The organism is Photobacterium salinisoli (assembly GCF_003614885.1).
Classification (GTDB): Bacteria; Pseudomonadota; Gammaproteobacteria; order Enterobacterales; family Vibrionaceae; genus Photobacterium; species Photobacterium salinisoli.
The window spans coordinates 622,495-644,611 of the sequence record NZ_QZMS01000011.1 but is presented as its reverse complement, the minus strand read 5'-3'; the positions used below and the strand labels follow the sequence as shown (position 1 = coordinate 644,611).

Here is a 22,117-nt window from a genome sequence, read left to right as displayed (position 1 = left end):
CATTTTCAACTTGTCATTCCCGTGCAGCGGGTGCGACTTTTAAGGCTGGGTGAGGTATGTCGCGCTTGAGTTCTGTGGTTATCTTGGCATGGTGTGATGCGGGCTAGACACTCTTTGTTGGGCCAAAGAGTGCCCAGAAAGCCCTTTTGTTCTTTGGCGTGGTCCGGGGCGGTTGTAGGCGCTCCCGGCGCCGACAACCTAAAAATTCGTCCTGAATTTTTCCCTGCGGGAGTGCCATCAATGTACATTTTCAACCTGTCATTCCCGCGCAGCGGGTGTGGCTTTTAAGGCTGGGTGAGTTATGTCGCGCTTGAGTTCTGTGGTTCTCTTGGCATGGTGTGATGCGCGCCAGACACTCTTTGCGGGGCCAAAGAGTGCCCAGAAAGCCCTGGTTGTTCTTTGGTGTGGTCCGGGTCGGTTGTAGGCGCTCCCGGCGCCGACAACCTAAAAATTCGTCCTGAATTTTTCCCTGGGGGAGTGGGGCAATATTTAGGTTTTGAAGCTCGTTATTGCCCCATTCTGTGTTACAGACGCAGTGGGCCTGTCCAGTTTTACCAATTCTGTTGACCAAATTTTAGTAATGCTACAAAGTGTTTATAGAAATCGCGTCGTAGCAGATATCACTCATCTATATCATCAAAAATGCTTCGACTGCTCGTATAGCTTACATTCGGTTCATCAACTATGATATCTCGCGAAGTCGAACTGTCTTCCTCCAGTGGGTTTTCATCGACCCATTCTTTAACTAGCATGCGCTGTTTTTCAATAATATTTATAATACGCAAACTATGTGGATATTCATCTACAATGCATGAAAGCAGTTGAGTAAAACGTTTCATGTGCCATTCAGGATCTTCTTCGGGATCGCGCTCTTCTTGATGTAAACAACGCACTTCCTCAATTCGCGGCAGTAATTCAGTACGAATCGCTTCTCTTAGTATTCTAAGTTCCTTATCATTTAATAGTGAACGAAGCTCAGGGTCACTTAGAACTCTGGCATCTTTGCCATTTTGAGCATATTTCGAGACCGTAATTACCAGTGTTTTACGCGCGTTTTCTGGCAGGAGGTTTAGTTTGAACAAGCGAATAGCTAGGTCGACTTCTACTGAAAAATCTAAGTTCGGCGTAGGTGTAGTGATAAGATCAATTAATTTGGGATCAGCACTGAGATACGATTCAAGAAACTGCTTGTTGCACCGTCCGACTAAAAAACTTAGCAGTTCTCGTCGAGCCCACCAACCTGACATCCATTGTGTTTTGTAGGCAGAGCTTGTTTTGTATGCAATAAGTCGCTTAATGAGTAATCCAAACATAGAACTAGGCAGCACAACAGCTTTTTCAATGTCTACGTTTCCACAAGTTATCTGACGCATCAGCTTTTGGATATCGCTACCGTGGACATAAATTCCAAGCAGTTCCGGACTGCCTCGAAGCATGACAGAGTATGCGTCTCCAATAGTCGGGTGTTTGAAGGTCCAAAAGGACTTTCCGTCCGAATTCACGTGAACTACTAGACTATCGCGCAGTGCTTCGAGTGCAGCTGTACACCCTCCCAAGTCACTGCCCAATCGCCTCAGAGTGTCATCCTCGGCAGTCGTCAGTGTGACCGGACTCTGTAATTGACCGTTGGACATATAAATTAATGCCAATGCTGCTTTGCAACCGGCGTCTAGCTCTTTACAGGTATCTATGAGGAATTGTTCGCGCTTATCTACAAACCTCTCCAAGCTCAAATCAGACAGATACAAATTTTTGGTGAAAAATGGATCTGCCAACCTCCTAGCTGTTTCCGGAATGAACCTATCATGATCTGCAACAGACTCTAAATGTGGTTTCACCGCAGCACGAAACTCTCTGGGTTGTCTTCCAAGCTTTAGATGGTTGTAGAGAATTTGCCTTCGTTCGTCAGACGTTAGGTTATGAACATCTATAACAACCTGACTTTCCTGGAAGAGCGGAAAAGCACCGTCCTTCAAATCCTGACGTGCACGATTATAGATGTAGTCTCGTGACGTCATAACGATACGGTTTCCTTGGCGAAGAATGGTTCTTACCTCATTGAGGATATGATTCCAACCGGAGGCAAGGCTACTTTCATACTGAGTCACTCCGAATGCGTCATCGATCCAGAATAGTTGGGACTTTTCATTAGGATTCCAACGCTCAACGACTGACTGAGGTGTCATCAACTTAACCACAGACGCTCCCCATTGGTCAGCAGATGACATCGCAAGCAATGATGCTATGGTCGTTTTTCCTGAGGCTGGCTCGCCAACTAGAAGCACGAAACGATGCGTGTCGAGAGCTTTAGCTGCTTTTCGATAAGACTCTGTTAAAACGACCTTAGCTAGATCTTCTTTCATTGTTTCAAGAACAGCTTTGGCCTGAGCATATGCTCGATCGTCTAGAATTTGGCTCAAGTCTCCGAGACCGTAAACTCTTGGCACCATCATCCTTAAATGCTTATTCTCACGAATTTGGTCTTCCAGCCAAGTGGAACCAAATATAAGGAAATCTTTGATTCCTGCTTCTTTGGACCTTTCCTTAATCTTTAGTTCGGTAGCACCGGAAACACCAGCATTTGTCATTAGAATATAAATGTCACACTCATTCTTGCTGACTAATCGTTCGGCCTTGCTGAATTCGTCTTCGAGATCTGATGGTGTGAGAGAGTGTCCAACGCGAGCGGTGAACTTACATTGGATCACAAAGCGACCAGAGAACAACTCACCATTTTGTGGGCTCCAGATACCCGAAAATGCTCCATCTCTACCTCCGTCATTAGTATCTAGAAAGGACTGGACAGTTTGACCGAGGACTTCGCGTAATACCGAAAGGCACAATTGTTGAAAGCTGTGCCAGCCAAGAGTATGAAGATTAAACATATAAATTCTAAATCCATTTCTATTTTATTGGCTTAGCTTACATCATGACATCTTCATCAGAAACACTTCAAAGGCCAGTAGCTGAGTTTTGACGGAATAATCAAAAGGCCTATCCTGGCTTCCTTATTTGGTTCGTTATATTATTTCTGACGCCGAAAATTACTATCATTTGGTACTTGTAAAGCCAATTTATTGTTCGCATGTTCGCTAGCAGCTATGCATGGTGCATTAATTCGCCAAGCCTCTCGAGCCACAGTGGTGTGGTTTACCTCATACTTTGAAAGTGTCTGCGGGTTGGGGATAAATTGCCGCGTACATCGCACCAAGAGTATAAGATGGAAAATAGCCAAACGCGTCATCTGTCCAGTGTAGCCAATTGAATTGTATAAAAGCCGAGTATTTGCTCGGCTCCCTTATGCTTTACATGCGGTTATAAATCAAATCCATCATATTAGTTGCGGTATTGCGAACATCTTCAATATTCATATCCATCAACACGTGCATGGGTGGGTTTAAAGTTGTTCTAAATGAATGAATCTCGTTCGCTACTGCTTCTGTGATAATGCCTTTGTTCTTGAGAGTATCGATACAAACTGAAAAGTCAGTTCTCCAAGTGGCTCCGTTGGCTCTGAGTTGGTCTTTGTATCGATGGCGAAGCTCTGTTTCCAAGAACGGTCTAAGTATCAGTATTTTGTTGTCTTGGGTTTCATTGTTTATAAATGCAGTGATTTCGTTGTATGCGTCATCATGCTCCGTCGCTGTCATCTCTGCTTCTGTAGTAGCAGCAAAGTCCGAGCCATTCGCTACTTTTACAATTTTTAGTGCGCTCGTATTAGCGAACTTCTTAATTGCTGTCGCGGCCATTCCACGGTAGTGAGTTGTTATGAACAACTGCTTTATAGCTGGCGAAATCTCATAGAGCTTATTCAAAATGCTAGAGATTCGTTCATTATCAAAGCTGGTCACAGGGTCGTCCATTACCAATATGGCTTTGGCTTTATCCTCATTTGAAAGCTTGTTAATTTTAGCTAGGTAGATGCATAGCGCCAAAGCACGTCTATCAGACTCGCTGAACAGGCAGTTCATCTTGTTTCTTGGAATATTTGTGCCGTTGAAACTGACCTCTAAGTCATAGACTATTTTTCTACCACCATTATTTTGCTTTCTACTGATATTGAAGTTTCGAGAGCCAAGGCTTTGGAATAGTAGGTTAATCTCGTCAAAGTAGTTATCTAGAAACTCCTCTTGTGATGCTTCTAGTGTTTCCTTGTTGTTATTGTATGTTTCTTGGTCTTGTCCCACTTGAGTGCTAAGTTGTCTATAAGTTGCGCATTTTTCTTCTAACGTATGACGTAGTTTTTTATTCTCAAGTGCTTTCTGATTTGTGTTTTCAGCGGTTTTAATAGCAGCTAGCGCTGCAGAATCAAGGCCGTCTTTAAACTCAATAAGCTTTTCATTTATTGATTCGATTACGACCTTATAGGCTTCCTTGGCATCATTAAATGAGTTTATCGCCGACTGTAGAGGCGAGAAATCAATTGCTTCAACAGAGTTGTACGCTGTTTCGATTTTAACATTTAGAAGCTCAAGAACTTGAGGCTTTAACTCATTGTGTTTTTCGCTTAACTGTTTAATCGATCCCTTAACTACCTCATACATATCATCTACAAGCGGAATCAGCTCCGCTATTTGCTCAGTCACAGATTGTTCAGGGTATAGCTCAAGTATTCCTTTATTTTCTTCGTGAATCCGATTAATGGCTTGCTCATCAATTGAAATTAATTGCTTGGTCAGTAGTTGTGTAGCACTTGCTTTGGTTTCCCTAATGAAGTTAGAAAATGCTTCATTGAATGCAACTTTGTAGCTTTCGATTAGTTCTAATGAATCGCCTTGAAGTTCTTGACCGCAAAATGGACAATTTTCATCTAAATGAGTCAGACCACTGGAAGCCCAGCCTTTAAAGCCGTTTTGCTCTTTTAGGTGTTCCATGTGTGCTTGTACTAGAGCTTTTGCGTCGGTGTGAGCTTCTTCCATGCTAGTTGCTAAGCACTCATTGATTTCATTGCTTATCGCTGTGATATCAAAAGTAGTAGAAATATCTTTTAAGTTCTTTCGTCCTTTAGATTGAGTGATGCTACCAATCTGTACCGTTAATAATTCTTGCTCAGCGATAGATGCGGCAATTGCAATATTCAGCTCTTCGATAGACTCTGTTGGAAGTTCAGAAGCAACGTATGTTGCTACATCGGTGATACCGCTCACTTCTAGTGCAGTCTTAGCTGTTCGTAAACTTGCATTTGTAGTAGCTAAAGCTTCTTTCTCTGCTTTGAGAGCTTCAAAACGCTCGGTATTTTCTTCACCTAGAATGAAGTTTGAAATGTTCTCTGAGTTTTCGCGGTTATTAACCGTACCGCTCATTACATTTCGATGAATGAAGTTGTGGTCAAAGATATGTAGTTCACAATCAGCAGGCAATCCAGGTGCCCAAGTTTCGTCTGCAAACACAGAGATTGGCGCGTTATCGAACTGAAATTCGACTTTCATTGCATTAGCCGCTGTTCCTTGCCTTGGTATAGCTTTGCGGTCTTTGATTAGCTCTGGGTTGTTCGACGCTAGAGAATAAAAAATGTCACACAGCGTACTTTTACCATTTCGGTTTTCACCATAGATTATGTTCGCATCAGAAAATTGCGTGTTACCAGCTCTTGCGCTGTGATAGCTACCGATGCCTTCAATTTTTCGTATTCTTCTTAGCATTATGATACCCACTTGATAGATGATGTTTCATGTTACCAAAGGGTCATATCTAGAATGTGGTCGATCGTCACAACAACCGTCAATTGGAAGCGGAACAATAAGGATGGCAGCGTATTAGGTTGTTGGGCAGTGCTAATATATGTGATCTAATAGTACGAATGTGATGGTAGTTAGGTGATTTTTACGTTCTGCTAAGTAATATTGGCTTACTTTCCCTAATCCAAACCAGCAGAGTTTTATTAGAAACTCTAACTCACTTTTGTCCAAAAACGAGTTACAAATTAGGATATTCCATCCCCCACAGGGAAAAATTCAGGACGAATTTTTAGGTTGTCGGCGCTGGGAGCGCCTACAACCGTCCCGACCCACACCAAAGAACCAAAGGGCTTTTCTGGACACTCTTTGGCCCAACAAAGAGTGTCTGGCGCGCGTTAATCAATGCAAAGAGAAGCACAGAACTCAAGCGCGACATACTTTCTGCCCAACAGAAGACTCCTGTTTATCGTTCTTCTGAAACGAAATAATCCGTAATGGTTTTGTGGATCAACACCTTGCCTTGCTGATCTTAGCCGTGGATACTTAGCTATGTTTGGTTACGTCAAAGCCTAGATAGATTGTGCCAGGAGATCAAATTGTCAGAAAAAGTGCTTTTTGCAGATTTTGCAAATAATGATTTGGTCGAGTTGAAATACAACATCGATCCTTGGGATTCTTCATCCAGTTCAATTGAGATGGTTACTCACGATAGGACGGGTACATTCAGAAGATTCAAGTTTGCTAATGTGTCTAACCTAGTGATCGAAAAAGGTTTCACTGGATATCTCGGTGGTACGGCTATTGTGGATATAAGTTCGCGTCAATGGGCTCATTCTCAGATAGAAGTTCATAACTTTGAATCCGATTCTGGGCTCTCTTTTTTGGCAATGAGTTTTGAAGTTTCCGAAGTCGTGGGGACTTACACTTAATAAACCTAATGATGTAACAGCTCTTAATCGTATCTGGCAATTCACGAGAAATAAGCCAGAGTTACCTACAACCGTCCCGGGCCACACCAAAGAACCAAAAGGGCTTTTCTGGGCACTCTTTGGCCCCAGAAAGAGTGTCTGGCGCGCATCATACAATGTTGAGAGATACACCGAACCCAAGCGCGACATACCTTCTGCTTTACCTGAAATCACCTGTTTATCGTCTACGCTAAATCAAAATAATCCATTCCCCCAGGGAAAAATTCAGGACGAATTTTTAGGTTGTCGGCGCCGGGAGCGCCTACAACCGTCCCGGCCCACACCAAAGAACAAAAAGGCATTTCTGGTTACTGTTTGTGCCAGCAAAGAGTAACTGGCGCGCGTCACACAATGCCAAAAGAAGCACCGATCTCAAGCGCGACATACTCACCCAGTCTTAAAAATCGCACTTGCTGTATGAATTCCCGCCAGCCCTGCCGAGGGCAACCTCCCCCTTACTGACATCACACTTTTTAGCATCTATTTAACACCCTAACTCACTGATAAATAATCAAATAAGCCTAAATGTTACGCGCGTGTTACGTTCGGGTTTCCTTTTGTTACAGTGCCGTTTCCTTGCTTGGGTAGACTCTACACAACCGGCGCTCTGTACCCTACACGCCGGTCATATCCCTGATAAACAAGGAAGAGCATAATAATGACAAAGCAAGGTACCTTTACTCTGAAAAAATCGCTGATCGCTATGACATTCGCGGCAGCCAGTTCTGTGGCCAATGCCGGTGAAGTGGAAGTGCTGCACTGGTGGACATCGGGCGGTGAGGCGAAATCGGCCGCTGTGCTCAAGCAAATGCTGGAAAAGCAGGGCGATAGCTGGAAAGACTTCGCCGTGGCCGGTGGCGGCGGTGAGAGTGCAATGACAGTACTCAAAACCCGTGCGGTATCGGGGAATCCGCCTTCTGCGGCGCAAATTAAAGGTCACGATATTCAGGAGTGGGGCGATCTGGGTTTTCTGACCTCGCTGGATGATGTGGCAGAAGCTGGCCAATGGGACAAGGTGCTGCCAGCCGTGGTGACCAAAGTCATGAAGTATAACGGCGACTACGTGGCCGTGCCGGTGAACGTACACCGTGTGAACTGGCTGTGGGCCAACCCTGAGGTGTTCAAGCAAGCCGGTGCGAAAGTGCCTGCCAACATGGACGAGTTTTTTGCCGCGGCAGAGAAGATTAAAGCCGCAGGCTTTGTGCCTCTGGCGCATGGCGGTCAGCCTTGGCAGGACGCAACGCTGTTTGAAGCGATTGCGCTGGATGTTTTAGGTTCGCAAGACTACAACAAGGCGTTTGTTGATCTGGATATGGACGTGCTGTCCGGTCCGAAAATGGTTGAAACCTTCGCGACCTTCCAGCGTATGCACGACTACATCGACGAGAACTCGCCGGGTCGTGACTGGAATATCGCCACCTCCATGGTGATCAATGGCGAGGCTGCCATGCAAATCATGGGTGACTGGGCAAAAGGTGAATTTGCGGCGGCCGGTAAACAGCCGGGCAAAGATTACATCTGCGCACCTGCGCCGGGCACAGCAAACCAGTTTACCTTCAACATCGACAGCTTTGCCTTCTTCAAACTGAGCAACAAAGACAATGAGCAGGCGCAGAAACATCTGGCCAAAACCATTCTCAATAAAGACTTCCAGGAAGTGTTTAACCTCAACAAAGGATCGATCCCAGTGCGTCTGGACATGAACATGGACAAGTTCGACAAGTGTGCGCTGGATTCAATGGCTACCTTCAAAGCCTCAGCGCAAACGGGCGATCTGGTGCCAAGTATGGCCCACGGTCTGGCCACCACCAGCTATGTGCAGGGTGCGGTCTATGATGTGGTGACCAACTTCTTCAACGATACATCTGCCGATCCTAAACAAGCCGCGCAACAGCTGGCTCGTGCAGTAAAAGCAGCCATGTAACCCTGTCGGCGGGCTGGGTGTTCAGCCCGCCGGTTCCCCTGCGCTTTTTTTACCTCTGCGGCGAATGAATCCGATATTCAGGCCGGGGCACGCGCGTGCCTGAGAGGTGATCATTGAGACACAACCCGAATCAAGGACGCACTATGGAGCAAACCTTGTCGCTCACCAAACAGAAAGCGGCCCGGCCCAGCCTGGCGGACAGATTACAGAAGTGGCTGCCGAAAATCGTGCTGGCCCCGACCATGCTGGTCACTGTGGTGTGTATTTATGGCTTTATGTTTTGGACATTTTATCTGTCGCTGACCAATTCCCGCTTTCTGCCCAGCTTTAATTTTGCCGGGCTGATGCAATACGAGAAGCTGATGGACAACGACCGTTGGATCACCTCGGTGACCAATCTTGGCATTTTTGGCCTGATGTTTATGCTGATTGCGATTGTACTGGGGGTCGGTCTGGCGATTTTGCTGGATCAGAATATCCGCCAGGAAGGCGCAATCCGGACGATTTATCTCTATCCCATGGCGCTGTCCTTCATTGTCACCGGCACGGCCTGGAAGTGGATTCTTAACCCGGGTCTGGGGATCGAAAAACTGATGCACGACTGGGGATTTACCGGCTTTGAATTTAACTGGCTGGTGGATCAGGACATGTCGGTGTACACCCTGGTGATCGCCGCGGTGTGGCAGTCGTCGGGTTTTGTGATGGCCATGTTCCTGGCGGGCCTGCGCGGGATCGATTCTTCGATCATCAAAGCCGCCCAGATCGACGGGGCCAGCATGCCGACGATTTACTGGAAAATTGTCCTGCCATGCCTGCGTCCGGTCTTTTTCAGTGCGGTGATTATCACCTCGCACATTGCCATTAAGAGCTTCGATCTGGTCACCGCGCTGACCGCGGGTGGTCCGGGCTATTCGTCCGATTTACCTGCACTCTTTATGTACGCGCATTCCTTTACCCGCGGACAGGTGGGTCTGGGTGCAGCCAGTGCCATCATGATGCTGGCGGGCGTTCTGGCGATTCTGGTGCCTTATCTCTATTCCGAATTGCGGGAGAAGAAATCATGAATAAGCATGTCACTCTGGGCCGGATGGCGATTTACAGCGGGCTGCTCTTTTTCTGCGTTGTGTACCTGATGCCGCTGTTTGTGATGGTGATTACCTCGTTCAAGACCCTGCCCGATATCAAAAGCGGCAACCTGATGTCTTTGCCACAGGAATGGGTGGGGTATGCCTGGAATAAAGCCTGGTCCGGTGCCTGTACCGGGGTGAGCTGCGACGGTATCAAAGGCTATTTCTGGAATTCCTTCCAGATGGTGATCCCGGCGGTGGCAATTTCTACGCTGCTGGGGGCCTTTAACGGCTATGTGATCAGCAAGTGGCGTTTCCGGGGCTCTCAGCTGTTTTTCAGTTTGCTGCTGTTCGGCTGCTTTATTCCGTTTCAGGTCATTTTGTTACCCATGGCGGCGTTGCTGGGCAAACTGGGACTGGCCAATACCACAGCCGGTCTGGTGACGGTGCACGTGATTTACGGTCTGGCATTTACCACACTGTTTTTCCGTAACTTTTACGTTGGCGTGCCTGATGAGCTGGTCAAAGCGGCCAAGCTCGACGGGGCGGGGTTCTTTACCATTTTCTTCCGGATTCTGCTGCCGCTCTCGACCCCTATCTTCATGGTGACAGTGATCTGGCAGTTCACCGCTATCTGGAACGATTTCCTGTTCGGCGTGGTGTATTCCGGCGCAGAAACCCAGCCGATCACGGTGGCGCTCAATAACCTGGTCAATACCAGCACCGGGGTGAAAGAGTACAACGTCGACATGGCCGCCGCCATTATTGCCGCATTACCAACGCTGTTGGTGTACGTGCTGGCAGGGAAGTATTTTGTTCGCGGTCTGACCGCGGGATCAGTGAAAGGATAACAAGCATGGCTACACTCGCGTTAAAACAGATTCGTAAAACCTACCGTAATGCCGAGATTGAGACCCTGAAAGGAATTGATATCAGCATTGATTCCGGTGAATTCCTGATCCTGGTCGGCCCTTCCGGCTGTGGCAAATCCACCCTGATGAATACCATCGCCGGGCTGGAAGATATTACCTCCGGTGAGATCCTGATTGATGGTGTCGATGTCGCTCAGGTGGAACCGAAAGACCGCGATATCGCTATGGTGTTTCAGTCTTATGCCCTGTATCCCAACATGACGGTGCGGGACAACATCGCTTTCGGTCTGAAAATCCGCAAGATGGATAAAGCCAAAATTGCGCAGGAAGTGGATCGCGTTGCCGCCATGCTGCAGATCGATCACTTGCTGGATCGCAAACCGGCACAGCTGTCAGGCGGCCAGCGCCAGCGTGTTGCCATGGGACGGGCACTGGCGCGTCAGCCTAAGCTGTATCTGTTCGATGAGCCTTTGTCGAACTTAGATGCCAAGCTGCGGGTTGAAATGCGCACCCAGATCAAACGTCTGCACCAGCAGTTGGGCACCACTATCGTGTATGTGACGCACGATCAGATAGAAGCCATGACCCTGGCCGACCGCATCGCGGTGATGAAAGACGGTGAACTGCAGCAGCTGGGCACACCTAAAGAAATCTACAACCAGCCCAACAACATGTTTGTCGCCGGTTTTATGGGCTCGCCGTCAATGAATTTTATTCAGGCCAAAGTGGATCTCGATGCCCAGAACAAGCCGGTTGCCAGCGTGACAGTTGCGGGAGAGCCGCACCTGCTAGCTTTGCCTGCAGCGCTGCGTGAACGTGATGGTCAGTCAATTGTGATCGGCCTGCGTCCGGAAAACATCACAGAGCAGCGGGTGGAAGGGGAAGGCTGTACCACGCTGCCGCTGACGGTGGATGTGCTGGAACCCACAGGCCCGGACACTATTGCCATGGTTACCATGAACGGGCAGGAAGTGGCGTGCCGTATTTCACCGGACTATGAGGCTAAAGTGGGCGAAACCATGCCTTTCTACATTGACTTGTCGAAAGCGGTCTTTTTCGACGCGCAATCCCAGCAACGCATTATCTGATTTCTTGGGGAAGGCTCACTTGAGCTGTTTTGCCCGCTCTGGTCTGCGCCAGAGCGGGCTTTTTTGTCTGATCTCAGAGCAGAAAGCCAAGAGCAGCAAGTACAGCAGAGAAACACAGTGCCATAGCCGGTATCCGTATATTCCATTCCCGCCTGAGCCGAATGACAGGTATTCTGTTAGTCTTGGCAGTACAGAAAGAGCCAAATAAGGAGCAAGCAGGATGAAAGCCAGAATCAGTGTCCTGACACTCGGTGTGGATGATCTGGAACAAGCGGTTCGTTTTTACCGGGATGGTATGGGCTTACACACAGACGGCATTGTCGGCCAGGAATTTGAGCACGGAGCTGTGGCCTTTTTCGATTTGCAGTCGGGGCTCAGACTGGCGCTCTGGCCGCGCAGCAGTATTGCGCAGGATACCGGGCTACCTCAGTCAGCACCTGTACCCGGCGGATTGACACTGGGGCACAATGTCGGCTCGAAAGCAGAGGTCGACAGTGTGATGCAACAGGCAGAATCTGCCGGAGCCACTGTGATTAAAACCGCTCAGGATACTTTCTGGGGCGGTTACGCCGGCTATTTTCAGGATCCGGACCAGCATGTGTGGGAAGTGGTGTGGAATCCGGATTTTCTGCCAGTTGAAGATGCATAACGATACTCAAGGATGTACCAGTGAAACACATTGAAAATGACGAGCAGTACTACAATCAAACCTTTGAGAAGCTGTCGTTGCCTTATTCTGAGTTTGCCGGCATTGAATTTGAAGACTGCGAATTCAACGACTGTAACTTTACCGAAGCCGTCTTCAAAAACTGCAAGTTCATCAATTGCCAGTTTCATCAATGTAACCTGAGCTTACTGAAGATCCCGCACACACGCTTTTTCGACGTGCATTTTCTCGACTGTAAACTGGTGGGAGTCGACTGGACGCAGGCCAACTGGCCTTCATTTAATATTGATCATGAATTGCGGTTCCGGAAATGTATTCTCAATGACGCGTCTTTTTTCGGCCTGACATTGAATGCGCTCAAGCTGGATGATTGCAAGCTGCACGATGTCGATTTCAGGGAAGGCGATTTTAAAGACTCCGCCATGACCTACTGCGATTTTACCCACAGCCTGTTTATGCGATCCGATTTGCGACGGGTCGACTTCACTGAATCGACCCATTACCACATTCACGTGCTCGACAATCAGGTTGAAGGTGCCAAATTCTCCCGATTTGAAGCGCTCCATCTGCTGGAAAGCCTGGGTATTGAGCTGGTGGACTGAACAGAGGTAACGGAAAACTTCAATTAAGCGGGTCGGTGAAATGGGAGCAGTGCGTCAAACTTCTTTGTAAAGCTTCTTATTGCAAACTAATTTATTGAGCCGCATATGAGAATAGGTGCATTATGACGCTTTTATGACAATGCGGCTTTTTCTTCGCTTTTATCATAAGCCGACACAATCCGGGACGGAATCTTGTCCGGCCAACGCTGGCTTGTCAGTCCCGGCTGATTGTCTGAGGTTAGGGTTTAGATGAAGTTTGGAGAGAAAATGAAAAAGCACCCTGTTTTAACGATGTCATGTCTGATTGCTGCAATTCAGGCCGGTTTGGTGTTTGCGGCCGAGAAGCCGCACTGGAGTTACAGCGGGCACAATGGCCCGGAACATTGGTCGACGCTGGATCCTGAATTTAACGTCTGCGCGGCTGGTAAAAATCAGTCCCCGATCAATGTAACCGCTACCGTTCAAGGCGTATTAGCGCCGTTAGCCCTCAGCTACCGGCCTTCTGCCGCCAGTGTCGTGAATGATGGCCACACAGTGCAGGTGAACTATCAGCCCGGCAACTATCTTACGCTTGATGGTGAGCAGTTTGAGCTGAAACAGTTTCACTTTCATGCCCCCAGTGAAAACCTGATCCACGGTGAGTCTTTTCCGCTGGAAGGGCATTTTGTCCATGCCGGCAAAGACGGCAGTCTGGCCGTGATTGCGGTGATGTTCAAAGAAGGCAGAGTCAATGATGAACTGGCATCGATCTTGCCGCAAATCCCGGACAACGTCGGCGAAACGGTGGCGCTGAATCAGCCTGTCGATGCCAGACAGATACTGCCGAAACAGCCGGACTATTATCGTTTCAGTGGTTCACTGACGACACCGCCCTGCTCGGAAGGGGTACGCTGGCTGGTGATGAAAGCGCCCCAGACCCTATCGGCGAAGCAGATAACAGATTTCAAGAAAATCATGAAGCACAGCAATAACCGCCCTGTGCAGCCTTTGCATGGCCGTGTGGTGGTGGCTTCCTGATTCTCTTTGTCGTTTGAAGGGTTGTGTGAGCGTTATCAGAACTGTGAATAGTCCTGCACACTGCTTAGTCATTGACCAATTGATTATGCTGCTCCTGATTCTGGTAAAGCCAGAACTGGTGATATAGCTCTTGCTGGCTATTAATCTGCAGTTTTTTATAGATATTCTTACGGTGGTTCTTCACCGTACCTAACTGAATGTTCAGCTTACCTGCAATCTGCTTGCTGGCTAAGCCCTGAAGGATAAGCTGAACCACCTGTCTTTCACGCGCTGTCAGGATTTCTGCTGCGAATTGGTTGGAAACGTAAAGCGGTTCCCCTTCCGACATATTGTCGTGGAGACTACTGCTCAGCCAGTACTGTTCAAACAAGGCTTGCAGAACAGGGAACAGATAGACAATCAGCTCCAATGCCTCGTCTCGTTTACAGCGCTTTCTGTGATTGTAAAACCCAAAGGAAACAGCAATACACTGTTGTTCTGAAAGGGGAAAGTATGCCATTACTTCATCATACAGGCCCAGTCTGGCGTAATAGTCGTTATAAAATGGGCTGTGATAAAAGTCGGCTGGAATGACATCTTCCAGTGTTTTCAGGCAGGGTTTGCGATTGGACTGCCAGAACTGAAAGAATGGGTCATCCTGATAGTGTTTTTCCAAGGCAAAAATAGCGTTGATCTCCTGTTCATAAGACAGATTATGAACCAGAGTGACAGGGCGTTGATCTTGCTGGTAGAAAAAAACCGCTAAGTTGATGCCTGGAAAGTAGTTATCCAGTAAGCGTCCAAAAGCCGGCAAAAAGTCAGGGGTTCTGATTTTTGCCGCTAATTCAGCCAGAGGTTGCAAACTTGCAGGATACACAGGCATCAAAATCACTTATAGCTTTAACCGATAGCGTTTAACAATGGGACTATCTCGGATAGTAACGCTTGTTGGTGGGGCTGCAAAGATTGTTGTCCCCAGTTCGCAATGTCTGAACCCAGCGGATCAGGCACATGCAGGGTTGAATTGCTCAACGCTTCCATTACTGCGTGTCCGCAAAATGGCACATACCCTTCGGAATAGCCGCCTTCGTGAATCATTGCTATTTTTCCACCGCAGTGTTTCTCGGCGAGCAGCATCAGGCGTTTTGTCATCCAACCGTATGTCTCGGCATTCAGTATCATACAGCCTAAAGGATCCATGGCACTGGCATCAAAACCGCAGGCAACCACAATGAGTTCAGGTTGAAAGCGCTCAATGGCGGGTTCAACAATTTGCATCATGGTTGCGTGATACGCACCTATTCCAGAGCCGGCAGGCAAAGGAACATTCAGGTTATAACCTACACCGGGTCCTTCTCCGCGCTCATGGATTGCTCCTGAATTTATCGGGTAGTTATTGTCGTGGTGGATGGAAATGGTCAGTACGTCTTTATCCTGATAAAAGGCTTCCTGCGTACCATTGCCGTGATGGACATCCCAGTCAACAACCGCAACGCGTTTCACCATGCCTTTTGCCTGCGCGGCTTTAATGGCGATAGGGATGTTACCTAACAGGCAGAATCCATTACCCTGATGACTTTCAGCATGATGACCGGGTGGCCGGGTCAGGCAGTAGGCGTTTTTAACGTCTCCTTTCAGCACACTTTCAACGGTTGCGATAGCCATGCCTGCCGATAGTCTGGCGATATGAAAAGCATCCTGACGAAAGGGTGCGCAGACCCCGGCATCACCACATTGCCTATCGCTTGCCGTCGCCAGTCGCTGAATGTACTCATGCGTGTGGAATCGCAGTAAATCTTCATGGCTAGCCAGATCACCTGTGATGGGGGTCAATGTTGCATATAAGCCACTGACATCCAGCAAGTTCTTGAAACGCCGCTTGGTTTCCGGGTTTTCTGCTGCCGTACCCGGCTGGATGAATCCTCCCGGTGCGTCAAATACACTACACGGGCCAGTATCGTGCCACATGCACTGCTCATGAAAGGCAAAACCTGTTTTGTTCATGATGCTAATCCTTATGCAAGTACAATGAAGATAATAGAACTGATGCCTGCCGCTATCAGAGTATAGGGAAGCTGAGTGAGGGCATGCTGTATAGGGGAAATGCCACAGCCTTTTGCGGCGATGACGGTGGAATCACCAAAGAAGCAGGCGTGACTGCCAAAGGCACCGGCTGAAATCAGAGCGCCCAGGGTCAATGGCATGTTGGCATCCAGAGCCTGAGCCAGAGGCACAAGGATAGGGAATGACACTGCATAAATTCCCCAGAATGAGCCGGTAGAAAAGGTAAGTAAAGACAAGACAATAAAAGAGGTTACGGGCAGCCAGTCTGCGGTTATGTAAGGTGTAACCGTGTTGATAAGAAAGTGAGTCAGTCCTAATTTATCATTGACGATTTGCAGAATAAAAGCCGTAAAAACAATACCAATGGGTACCAGCATGGTTTGTAAACCATGCATCATTTCATCAAACAACCGGCTGAAAGTCGCGATTCCCTGCAGTGTATAAAGCACAAAACATGTTGCGAGGGCACAGCCGACACCAATCATGGCATCAATGTTGAAGTACCAGGTTGCGCCAATCAGGATCAGAATAGGCAGAATAAAGTTGATCACTCTGGGCGTCTGGTGGAGCTCAGCAGTGAATGTTTCTTTTGGGATCTCTGGGTGGGCTTCTGCTTGTTTCATGGCGCCCAGAGGAGGAATGATGCCTATCGCAACGAGGGGGATGATCAGCACGGCAATCCAGGGATACACCACATAAGGGATAAGGGTGAAGTAGTAAGCAATACCGCTTCCGGCTTCCGTCACACCGTTAGTTTCTATCAGCCCGGCAATGAAAATAACCCAGGTTGAAAACGGCACTAGCAGGCAAACTGGTGCCGAAGTGGAATCCACCACATAGGCCAGCATTTCTCGCGAGATTTTCAGTTTGTCAGTGACTTTTTTCATAGCGGCACTGACCGTCAGCGCGTTCAGGTAATCGTCGATAAAAATCAGTAAACCCAGCACCCAGCTCGCGAGCAGCGCCTGTCGGCGTGTCTGAATGTAAAGCTGCAGTTTTTCACTGAAAGCCAGTGTTCCGCCTGATAAATGCAGCAAGGCAATCAGTCCGCCAAACAGACCGGTCAGGAGCAGTATCCAGCCCATTACCGGGCCTTGCATCACTTCTAAGGCCGCACCGGTAAAATCCTGCAATGCAGATGTGGGAGAAATAATCAGAAAGCCAATAAGGGCGCCGGCAATCAAAGGCTCAAGTGTGCGTCTGGTCGCCAGCGCTAACAGTATGACAGTCGCACTTGGCAGTAATGAGGCGGGGCCAAAGTCGCCCTGATCCGCAAAAAAGACATGACTCATCACAGCGACGATAACGAGGCCACTGATCGCTAATAGCCAGGACACTGGCAATGTTCTCAAGCGTTCTTTTGTAATGGCGTATTCCATAACCGATATCCTTCCTGGAGGTTGTTATGGAATTGTTATTGAAATGGCCGGGGCTGCACATGTCCCTAAAGGGACAGTGTTATTGTGAAGTCGCACAGTACCTGAGCGAAAGGCCAAACACACAAAACGTGATGGGAGATGGCCCAATGTACAACGACATAGTCAGAAAACTGAAGCTATGCCGTTGATATTATTTTAGTAACGAGAATATGGCGTTAACGTTATTTGATAACAGCACCTATCGCCGCTTCGGCGCAGGCCACATCCAGATGGCCACCAGGCGCGCCACCGACGCCAATGGCCGCGACGACCTGATTATTCACGCTAATGGGCAGGCCGCCGGCCAGAAACAGTAAATTGTCATCCATGTCTTTCAGCGGCGCCATCAGCGGCTTGTCGTTCACCAGTGTCATCAGGTTCGCTGTCGGCTGCTTCATGCTGACCGCCGTGAAGGCTTTCTTACGCGAGCTGTCCAGGGTGTGCGGGCCGGCACTGTTCTGGCGCAGTTGTGCCAGTACCCGGCCCGAACGGTCAACCACAGTGGCAGTGACGGCATAATTGTCTTTGGCGCACTGCGCGACAGCGGCTTGTGCAAGTTCAAAAGCCGTGCCGGACGAAAGCTGGGCCTCTGCAACTGTTGTTGCAGCCGAAGCAGAAGCGCCGAATACAGCGCATGCCAGGTAAAGTGGGGTCAGGTTTTTCATGTCATATCCTTTGATGGGATGGGGGAATGACATGACTTTACTGGGTCTGGATTGCCACAGACTTGCCTGAAGATTACCAGTTTGTAATCTTCAGGCCATGTGCTGCCATGGTACTATCAGCGTTTTGGTTAGCACGGGCACGGTCAGGTTAAGCATGCATATCTTAGTGATAGAAGATGACGCCCCTATTCGTGAGTTTGTACGACAGGGGCTGGAAGAGCTGAATTTTCAGGTCACAGTCTGTGCCGACGGCAAACTGGGGTATCAGCTTGCCTGTCAGGAACCCTATGATCTGATCATTCTTGATTTGATGCTGCCTGTGATGGACGGCATGACGGTTTTACGGCAACTGCGTGGCGAAGGGCACCGTACCCCGGTACTGATCCTGAGCGCCCGGCACTCGGTGGATGAACGGGTGCTGGGCCTGCAGTCCGGTGCCGATGACTATCTGGTCAAACCGTTCGCGTTTGCTGAGCTGGCTGCCCGTTGTCAGACTTTGCTCAGACGTCAGCCTGCCGCCTCTGGCACAGAGGTACTGAGTTATCAGGGGCTGACGCTGGATTTATTATCGCGCGAGGCCCGGCGGGACGGCGAGCAGATTGTGTTAAAACCGCGAGAGTTCGCGCTGTTGAAATTGCTGATGACCCAGCCGGGGCGGGTGTTATCAAAAACCGTGATTCTGGAGCAGGTGTGGGGATTTCAGTTCGACCCGCAAACCAATGTAGTGGATGTACTGGTCTGCCGCCTGCGCGGAAAAATCGACAAAGGCTATGCGACGCCGCTGCTGCATACGATTCGCGGAGTGGGTTATGTGCTCAGACATCAGGGCTGAACAAGCCACACGCGGGGCTCAGCGTGCATTATTCAGCCGTTTTTTGCTGACCCTGTTTGCCTGTTTTCTGCTGATAGTGACTGTGATGGCGCTGGTTCTGACTTATCAGCTGGATTACCAGGAAAGGAAATTACTCGAATCGTACGGGCAGGAGTATCAGCGCATACTGACTTTTGAGTCGGAAGCTAAGTTTGAGCACGTGGTGGTCAGTAACCCCAACCGGCTGATCGAAAACGCTGTCAGCGTGTTGAAAATGACACCGACAGGGCAGCTTGAATGGATCAGTGGTGCAGAGCCTGCCGCATTGCCCGATGCCCCGTCGGCCTATCTGTTACCGGATCGTTTGTGGTATCACCTATTCAGTGATGCGCCCTATCTTACGCTTGAGCTCAGTGGCAAACCTGCCCGCTACTGGCTGGTGATGGACGGTGGCCCGAGGCGCAGTCAGTTAGTCAGGCAAGGGAGCTGGCTGATTGTGGCACTGGCTGTAATGGTCGCTGTGATGTCACTGGTGGTCTGGCAGTTACTGAGCCGGACACTGTTGCCTTTGCACAATTTGGCCAGAAGCGTGGATCAGATCAGCAGCGGCTCTTTGGACGCCATGCTGGACACTGACTTGCCGCCCCCCGAAGCCAAAGGGCAGTTCGGGCAACTCAGCCGGAGTGTGCAGCAGGTGCTGAACCGCCTGAAAGACGCCGTTCGGGGAATGGATAATACCGTGGATGCGATTGCCCATGATGTCAGAACACCGCTGTCCCGTATCCTATTGACCACAGAAGCTGCACTCAGCGAGGACAATGGAAAACAGCAGAGTGAGCAGTCACAACAAAAACTGGTGGCCGCCTTGTCAGACTGTGCGGAATCAGCACAGAAAGCCAGCCAGATGCTCACCACCCTGATGCGTATTCATGATGAGCAGGTTGGCCGTTATCCCTGTCAGCTGGCGTCGGTCAATCTGGCGTCAGTGCTGGCCGACGTTGCTGCCTGGTATGAGGAAGTGGCCGAAGAGGCGGGCTTGTCCTTAAATACATCGGCCCTGCAGCCGGTGATGCTGCACTCTGATGCCAAACGTCTGACACAAATCGCCGTTAACTTGCTGGATAACAGTCTGAAGTACAGTCAGCCTGGCGGCGACATTACCCTGCTGTGCGGCGAAGAGGATGGCTGGGTATGGTTCAGTGTCTGCGATCAGGGGATTGGGATTGCAAAGGCCCATCACGCTTTGATTTTCCGGCGTCTGTACCGGGTCGAAGCGAGCCGTCACCAGCCCGGCTATGGCCTGGGTCTGCCGTTTGTCGCCGCTATGGTCAAAACATTGCAGGGACAAATCGATCTGGTCTCGTCACCGGGTAAAGGCAGCCGGTTTACCGTCCGGCTGCCAAAAAAGACAGAGGGGGGCGCTATCAGTCCCACTCAGGAGAGAAATCCGGATTAGCGACCCGATGGCCACGATCCAGCGCTGCTATCTCGGCAAAATCGCTGGCGTCCAGCTCAAGTGAATCTGCCAGCAGGTTGCTGTTAATATTGGCCTGCCGGGTGGACGAAGGGATGGTGACATAACCCAGCTGACGCATCCATGCCAGTACCACTTGTGCCGCGGTGGCACCGTGTTTTTCAGCGATGGCCTGAATCACAGGATCCTTCAGCACGGCGCCGTATGCAAAAGGCATATAACCGGTCACGATCAAACCCAGATCTTGGCATTTCGCCACCACTTTGTGGTTTTGAAGATAAGGGTGGACTTCAAACTGATTGGTCAGCAGTATCCCTTCGCCGAGAATGCTGACGGCCTGTTCGGTCTGAGCGGCGGTGAAATTTGAGACCCCGATGAGGCGAGCCAGGCCCATATCCTGCGCCTTTTTCAGCGACGACAGATAATCGGCCATCGCCACGACATTGTTGTTCAGCGGCCAGTGCACCAGCAGCAAGTCAACATATTCGGTGCCGAGTTTCGCCAGGCTGGCTTCGACACTGGGAATGAAGGCATTACGGTGTAAATTGTCGGTCCAGACTTTGGTGGTCAGGAACAGCTCTGCTCTGGCAATCCCGGAGGCTTTGATTGCATCGCCAACCGCTTGCTCATTGCCGTAAATCTGTGCCGTATCTATGTGCCGGTAGCCGGCGTTCAGTGCCATAGTGACAGCGTCGAAGGCGGTTTGGCCTTCCAGCCGAAAGGTGCCGAAGCCCAGATGTGGCAGGGGAGTATTCATCATGTGTTTCCTGTATGAGATCAGTGAATCAGTGTCGCTTAGCTTAGGCTTTTCAGCCGCAGGAAAAAGACCACATCTGACAAAAGACTGTCTCACTTATTGCAATAATTTTCACTAGAGACAAAGTTTTTCTGCAATAAAATCCAGAAATGCCCTGATGCGGGGGGACAGTGCGGAGTTTTTGTAATAGACCGCCTGTACCGGCTCCCGGTTATTCGGGCTGGCGATCGCCTCATCCATTACCGCAATCAAGCGGCCGGCTGCCAGATCCCTGCACACCATGAAATTCGACAACAGCGCCAGTCCGTTGCCTTCAAGGCAAAGCTGGCGCACTGTTTCGCCGCTGCTGGCCTGGAGGGACATCAACGGTGAGGTGGGTCCTGAGATTAAAGGCCACTTATTCAGATTGGGTTGTCCGGCAAACCCTATGCACTGGTGCTGAGCCAGATCGGCGGCGGTGTGTGGTGTGCCGAATGTTGCCAGATAGGAAGGGCTGGCCACTATCCGCAGCGCACTGCGGCCCAGGAACTTGGCATGAAGATTGGAGTCTTTCAGTTCGCCAATCCGGATCGCCAGATCGGTGCGCTTTTCGATTAAATCAATAATGCTTTCGCTGGAGATCAGCTCAATATCAATGTCAGGATACTGAGCGCGAAAATCGGCAATATGGGGGACGAGCTGATGCAGGATAAACGGGCTGGCTGAATCAACTCTCAGACGGCCCGCCGGTTGTCCTTTAAGCCCTCGTAGTTTTTCTTCCGCATCTGAAATCTGACTGAGCCCATTGCGAATATGCTGCGCAAAAAAGCGTCCTTCTTCGGTCAGCTCGACCCGCCGGGTAGTGCGGGTCAGCAGGCTGACACCCAGTTCAGCTTCCAGCCGGGCGATGGCTCTGGAGACTTTAGCCACCTGCAGATCCAATTGATTGGCGGCGGCAGAAAAACCGCCGTTGTCCACCACGGCTAGGAAAATCTCCAGCTCTTCTGTACGCGATATTATTGTCATTATCGATATAGTAATTTGTAATTTGCGGTATTTTAAACAAAAATAAGCCCGGGCATACTCG

General features: G+C 49.4%; 18 protein-coding genes and 1 pseudogene. 10 read left to right on the top strand and 9 right to left on the bottom strand.

Annotation, left to right across the window (positions count from 1 at the left end; all coding sequences use genetic code 11):
- Positions 1-620: 620 nt before the first annotated feature.
- The 3 genes and pseudogenes from D6M16_RS14325 to D6M16_RS14315 form a co-directional block, all read right to left on the bottom strand.
- Positions 621-2,885, bottom strand: coding sequence for an nSTAND3 domain-containing NTPase (locus D6M16_RS14325; protein ID WP_120512534.1), 2,265 nt, complete (start codon positions 2,883-2,885; stop codon positions 621-623).
- A 306-nt stretch (positions 2,886-3,191) separates the two neighbouring features.
- Positions 3,192-3,257, bottom strand: a pseudogene (locus tag D6M16_RS22695) (hypothetical protein); the annotation flags it as partial.
- A 48-nt stretch (positions 3,258-3,305) separates the two neighbouring features.
- The gene (locus D6M16_RS14315) at positions 3,306-5,642 is read right to left on the bottom strand and encodes an AAA family ATPase (protein ID WP_120512533.1); all 2,337 of its coding nucleotides are present in this window, start codon (positions 5,640-5,642) and stop codon (positions 3,306-3,308) included.
- Between the two features lie 632 nt (positions 5,643-6,274).
- On the opposite strand from D6M16_RS14315, the gene D6M16_RS14310 reads away from it, so the two are divergent.
- From D6M16_RS14310 to D6M16_RS14275, 8 genes are all read left to right on the top strand, one after another.
- Positions 6,275-6,607 (top strand): hypothetical protein, encoded by a 333-nt coding sequence (locus D6M16_RS14310; RefSeq protein WP_120512532.1) that lies wholly within the window; start codon positions 6,275-6,277, stop codon positions 6,605-6,607.
- Between the two features lie 742 nt (positions 6,608-7,349).
- A complete protein-coding gene (locus D6M16_RS14305) occupies positions 7,350-8,570 on the top strand; it encodes an ABC transporter substrate-binding protein (RefSeq protein ID WP_420812256.1) in 1,221 nt (406 codons plus the stop codon).
- Between the two features lie 143 nt (positions 8,571-8,713).
- Positions 8,714-9,634, top strand: coding sequence for a carbohydrate ABC transporter permease (locus tag D6M16_RS14300; RefSeq protein WP_120512530.1), 921 nt, complete (start codon positions 8,714-8,716; stop codon positions 9,632-9,634).
- Complete coding sequence (locus D6M16_RS14295; protein WP_120512529.1) at positions 9,631-10,488, top strand: carbohydrate ABC transporter permease; 858 nt, start codon at positions 9,631-9,633, stop codon at positions 10,486-10,488. Before D6M16_RS14300 ends, D6M16_RS14295 begins: the two co-directional genes overlap by 4 nt.
- Positions 10,489-10,493: 5 nt before the next feature.
- Positions 10,494-11,597, top strand: coding sequence for an ABC transporter ATP-binding protein (locus D6M16_RS14290; protein WP_120512528.1), 1,104 nt, complete (start codon positions 10,494-10,496; stop codon positions 11,595-11,597).
- Between the two features lie 220 nt (positions 11,598-11,817).
- Positions 11,818-12,246, top strand: coding sequence for a VOC family protein (locus D6M16_RS14285; RefSeq protein WP_120512527.1), 429 nt, complete (start codon positions 11,818-11,820; stop codon positions 12,244-12,246).
- Positions 12,247-12,266: 20 nt separating this feature from the next.
- Positions 12,267-12,866 (top strand): pentapeptide repeat-containing protein, encoded by a 600-nt coding sequence (locus D6M16_RS14280; RefSeq protein WP_120512526.1) that lies wholly within the window; start codon positions 12,267-12,269, stop codon positions 12,864-12,866.
- A gap of 267 nt (positions 12,867-13,133) precedes the next feature.
- Positions 13,134-13,883, top strand: a complete 750-nt coding sequence (locus D6M16_RS14275) for a carbonic anhydrase (protein ID WP_205576897.1) — start codon at positions 13,134-13,136, stop codon at positions 13,881-13,883.
- Between the two features lie 64 nt (positions 13,884-13,947).
- Here D6M16_RS14275 and D6M16_RS14270 read toward each other — a convergent pair whose 3' ends face one another.
- From D6M16_RS14270 to D6M16_RS14255, 4 genes are all read right to left on the bottom strand, one after another.
- Positions 13,948-14,745 carry a response regulator transcription factor gene (locus D6M16_RS14270; protein WP_120512525.1) on the bottom strand — a complete coding sequence of 266 codons (798 nt, stop codon included), beginning with the start codon at positions 14,743-14,745 and terminating at the stop codon, positions 13,948-13,950.
- A gap of 17 nt (positions 14,746-14,762) precedes the next feature.
- Positions 14,763-15,866: a class II histone deacetylase gene (locus D6M16_RS14265; RefSeq protein WP_120512524.1), complete on the bottom strand. Its 1,104-nt coding sequence runs from the start codon at positions 15,864-15,866 to the stop codon at positions 14,763-14,765.
- A gap of 11 nt (positions 15,867-15,877) precedes the next feature.
- Positions 15,878-17,305 (bottom strand): Na+/H+ antiporter NhaC family protein, encoded by a 1,428-nt coding sequence (locus D6M16_RS14260; protein WP_120512523.1) that lies wholly within the window; start codon positions 17,303-17,305, stop codon positions 15,878-15,880.
- Between the two features lie 221 nt (positions 17,306-17,526).
- On the bottom strand, positions 17,527-18,009 hold the full coding sequence (locus D6M16_RS14255) for a GlcG/HbpS family heme-binding protein (protein ID WP_120512522.1): 483 nt from the start codon (positions 18,007-18,009) through the stop codon (positions 17,527-17,529).
- Positions 18,010-18,163: 154 nt separating this feature from the next.
- Here D6M16_RS14255 and D6M16_RS14250 point away from each other — a divergent pair, with 154 nt between their 5' ends.
- Both D6M16_RS14250 and D6M16_RS14245 read left to right on the top strand, forming a co-directional pair.
- Positions 18,164-18,841 carry a response regulator transcription factor gene (locus D6M16_RS14250; protein ID WP_120512521.1) on the top strand — a complete coding sequence of 226 codons (678 nt, stop codon included), beginning with the start codon at positions 18,164-18,166 and terminating at the stop codon, positions 18,839-18,841.
- The gene (locus D6M16_RS14245; protein WP_162941044.1) at positions 18,819-20,276 is read left to right on the top strand and encodes a sensor histidine kinase; all 1,458 of its coding nucleotides are present in this window, start codon (positions 18,819-18,821) and stop codon (positions 20,274-20,276) included. The genes D6M16_RS14250 and D6M16_RS14245 overlap by 23 nt, the downstream gene beginning before the upstream one ends.
- Here the strand turns inward: D6M16_RS14245 and dkgB are convergent.
- A complete protein-coding gene (gene dkgB, locus D6M16_RS14240; RefSeq protein WP_120512519.1) occupies positions 20,245-21,051 on the bottom strand; it encodes a 2,5-didehydrogluconate reductase DkgB in 807 nt (268 codons plus the stop codon). The two genes, D6M16_RS14245 and dkgB, sit on opposite strands and share 32 nt — an antisense overlap.
- 114 nt (positions 21,052-21,165) lie before the next feature.
- Positions 21,166-22,050: a LysR family transcriptional regulator gene (locus D6M16_RS14235; protein ID WP_205576933.1), complete on the bottom strand. Its 885-nt coding sequence runs from the start codon at positions 22,048-22,050 to the stop codon at positions 21,166-21,168.
- Positions 22,051-22,117: the final 67 nt, after the last annotated feature.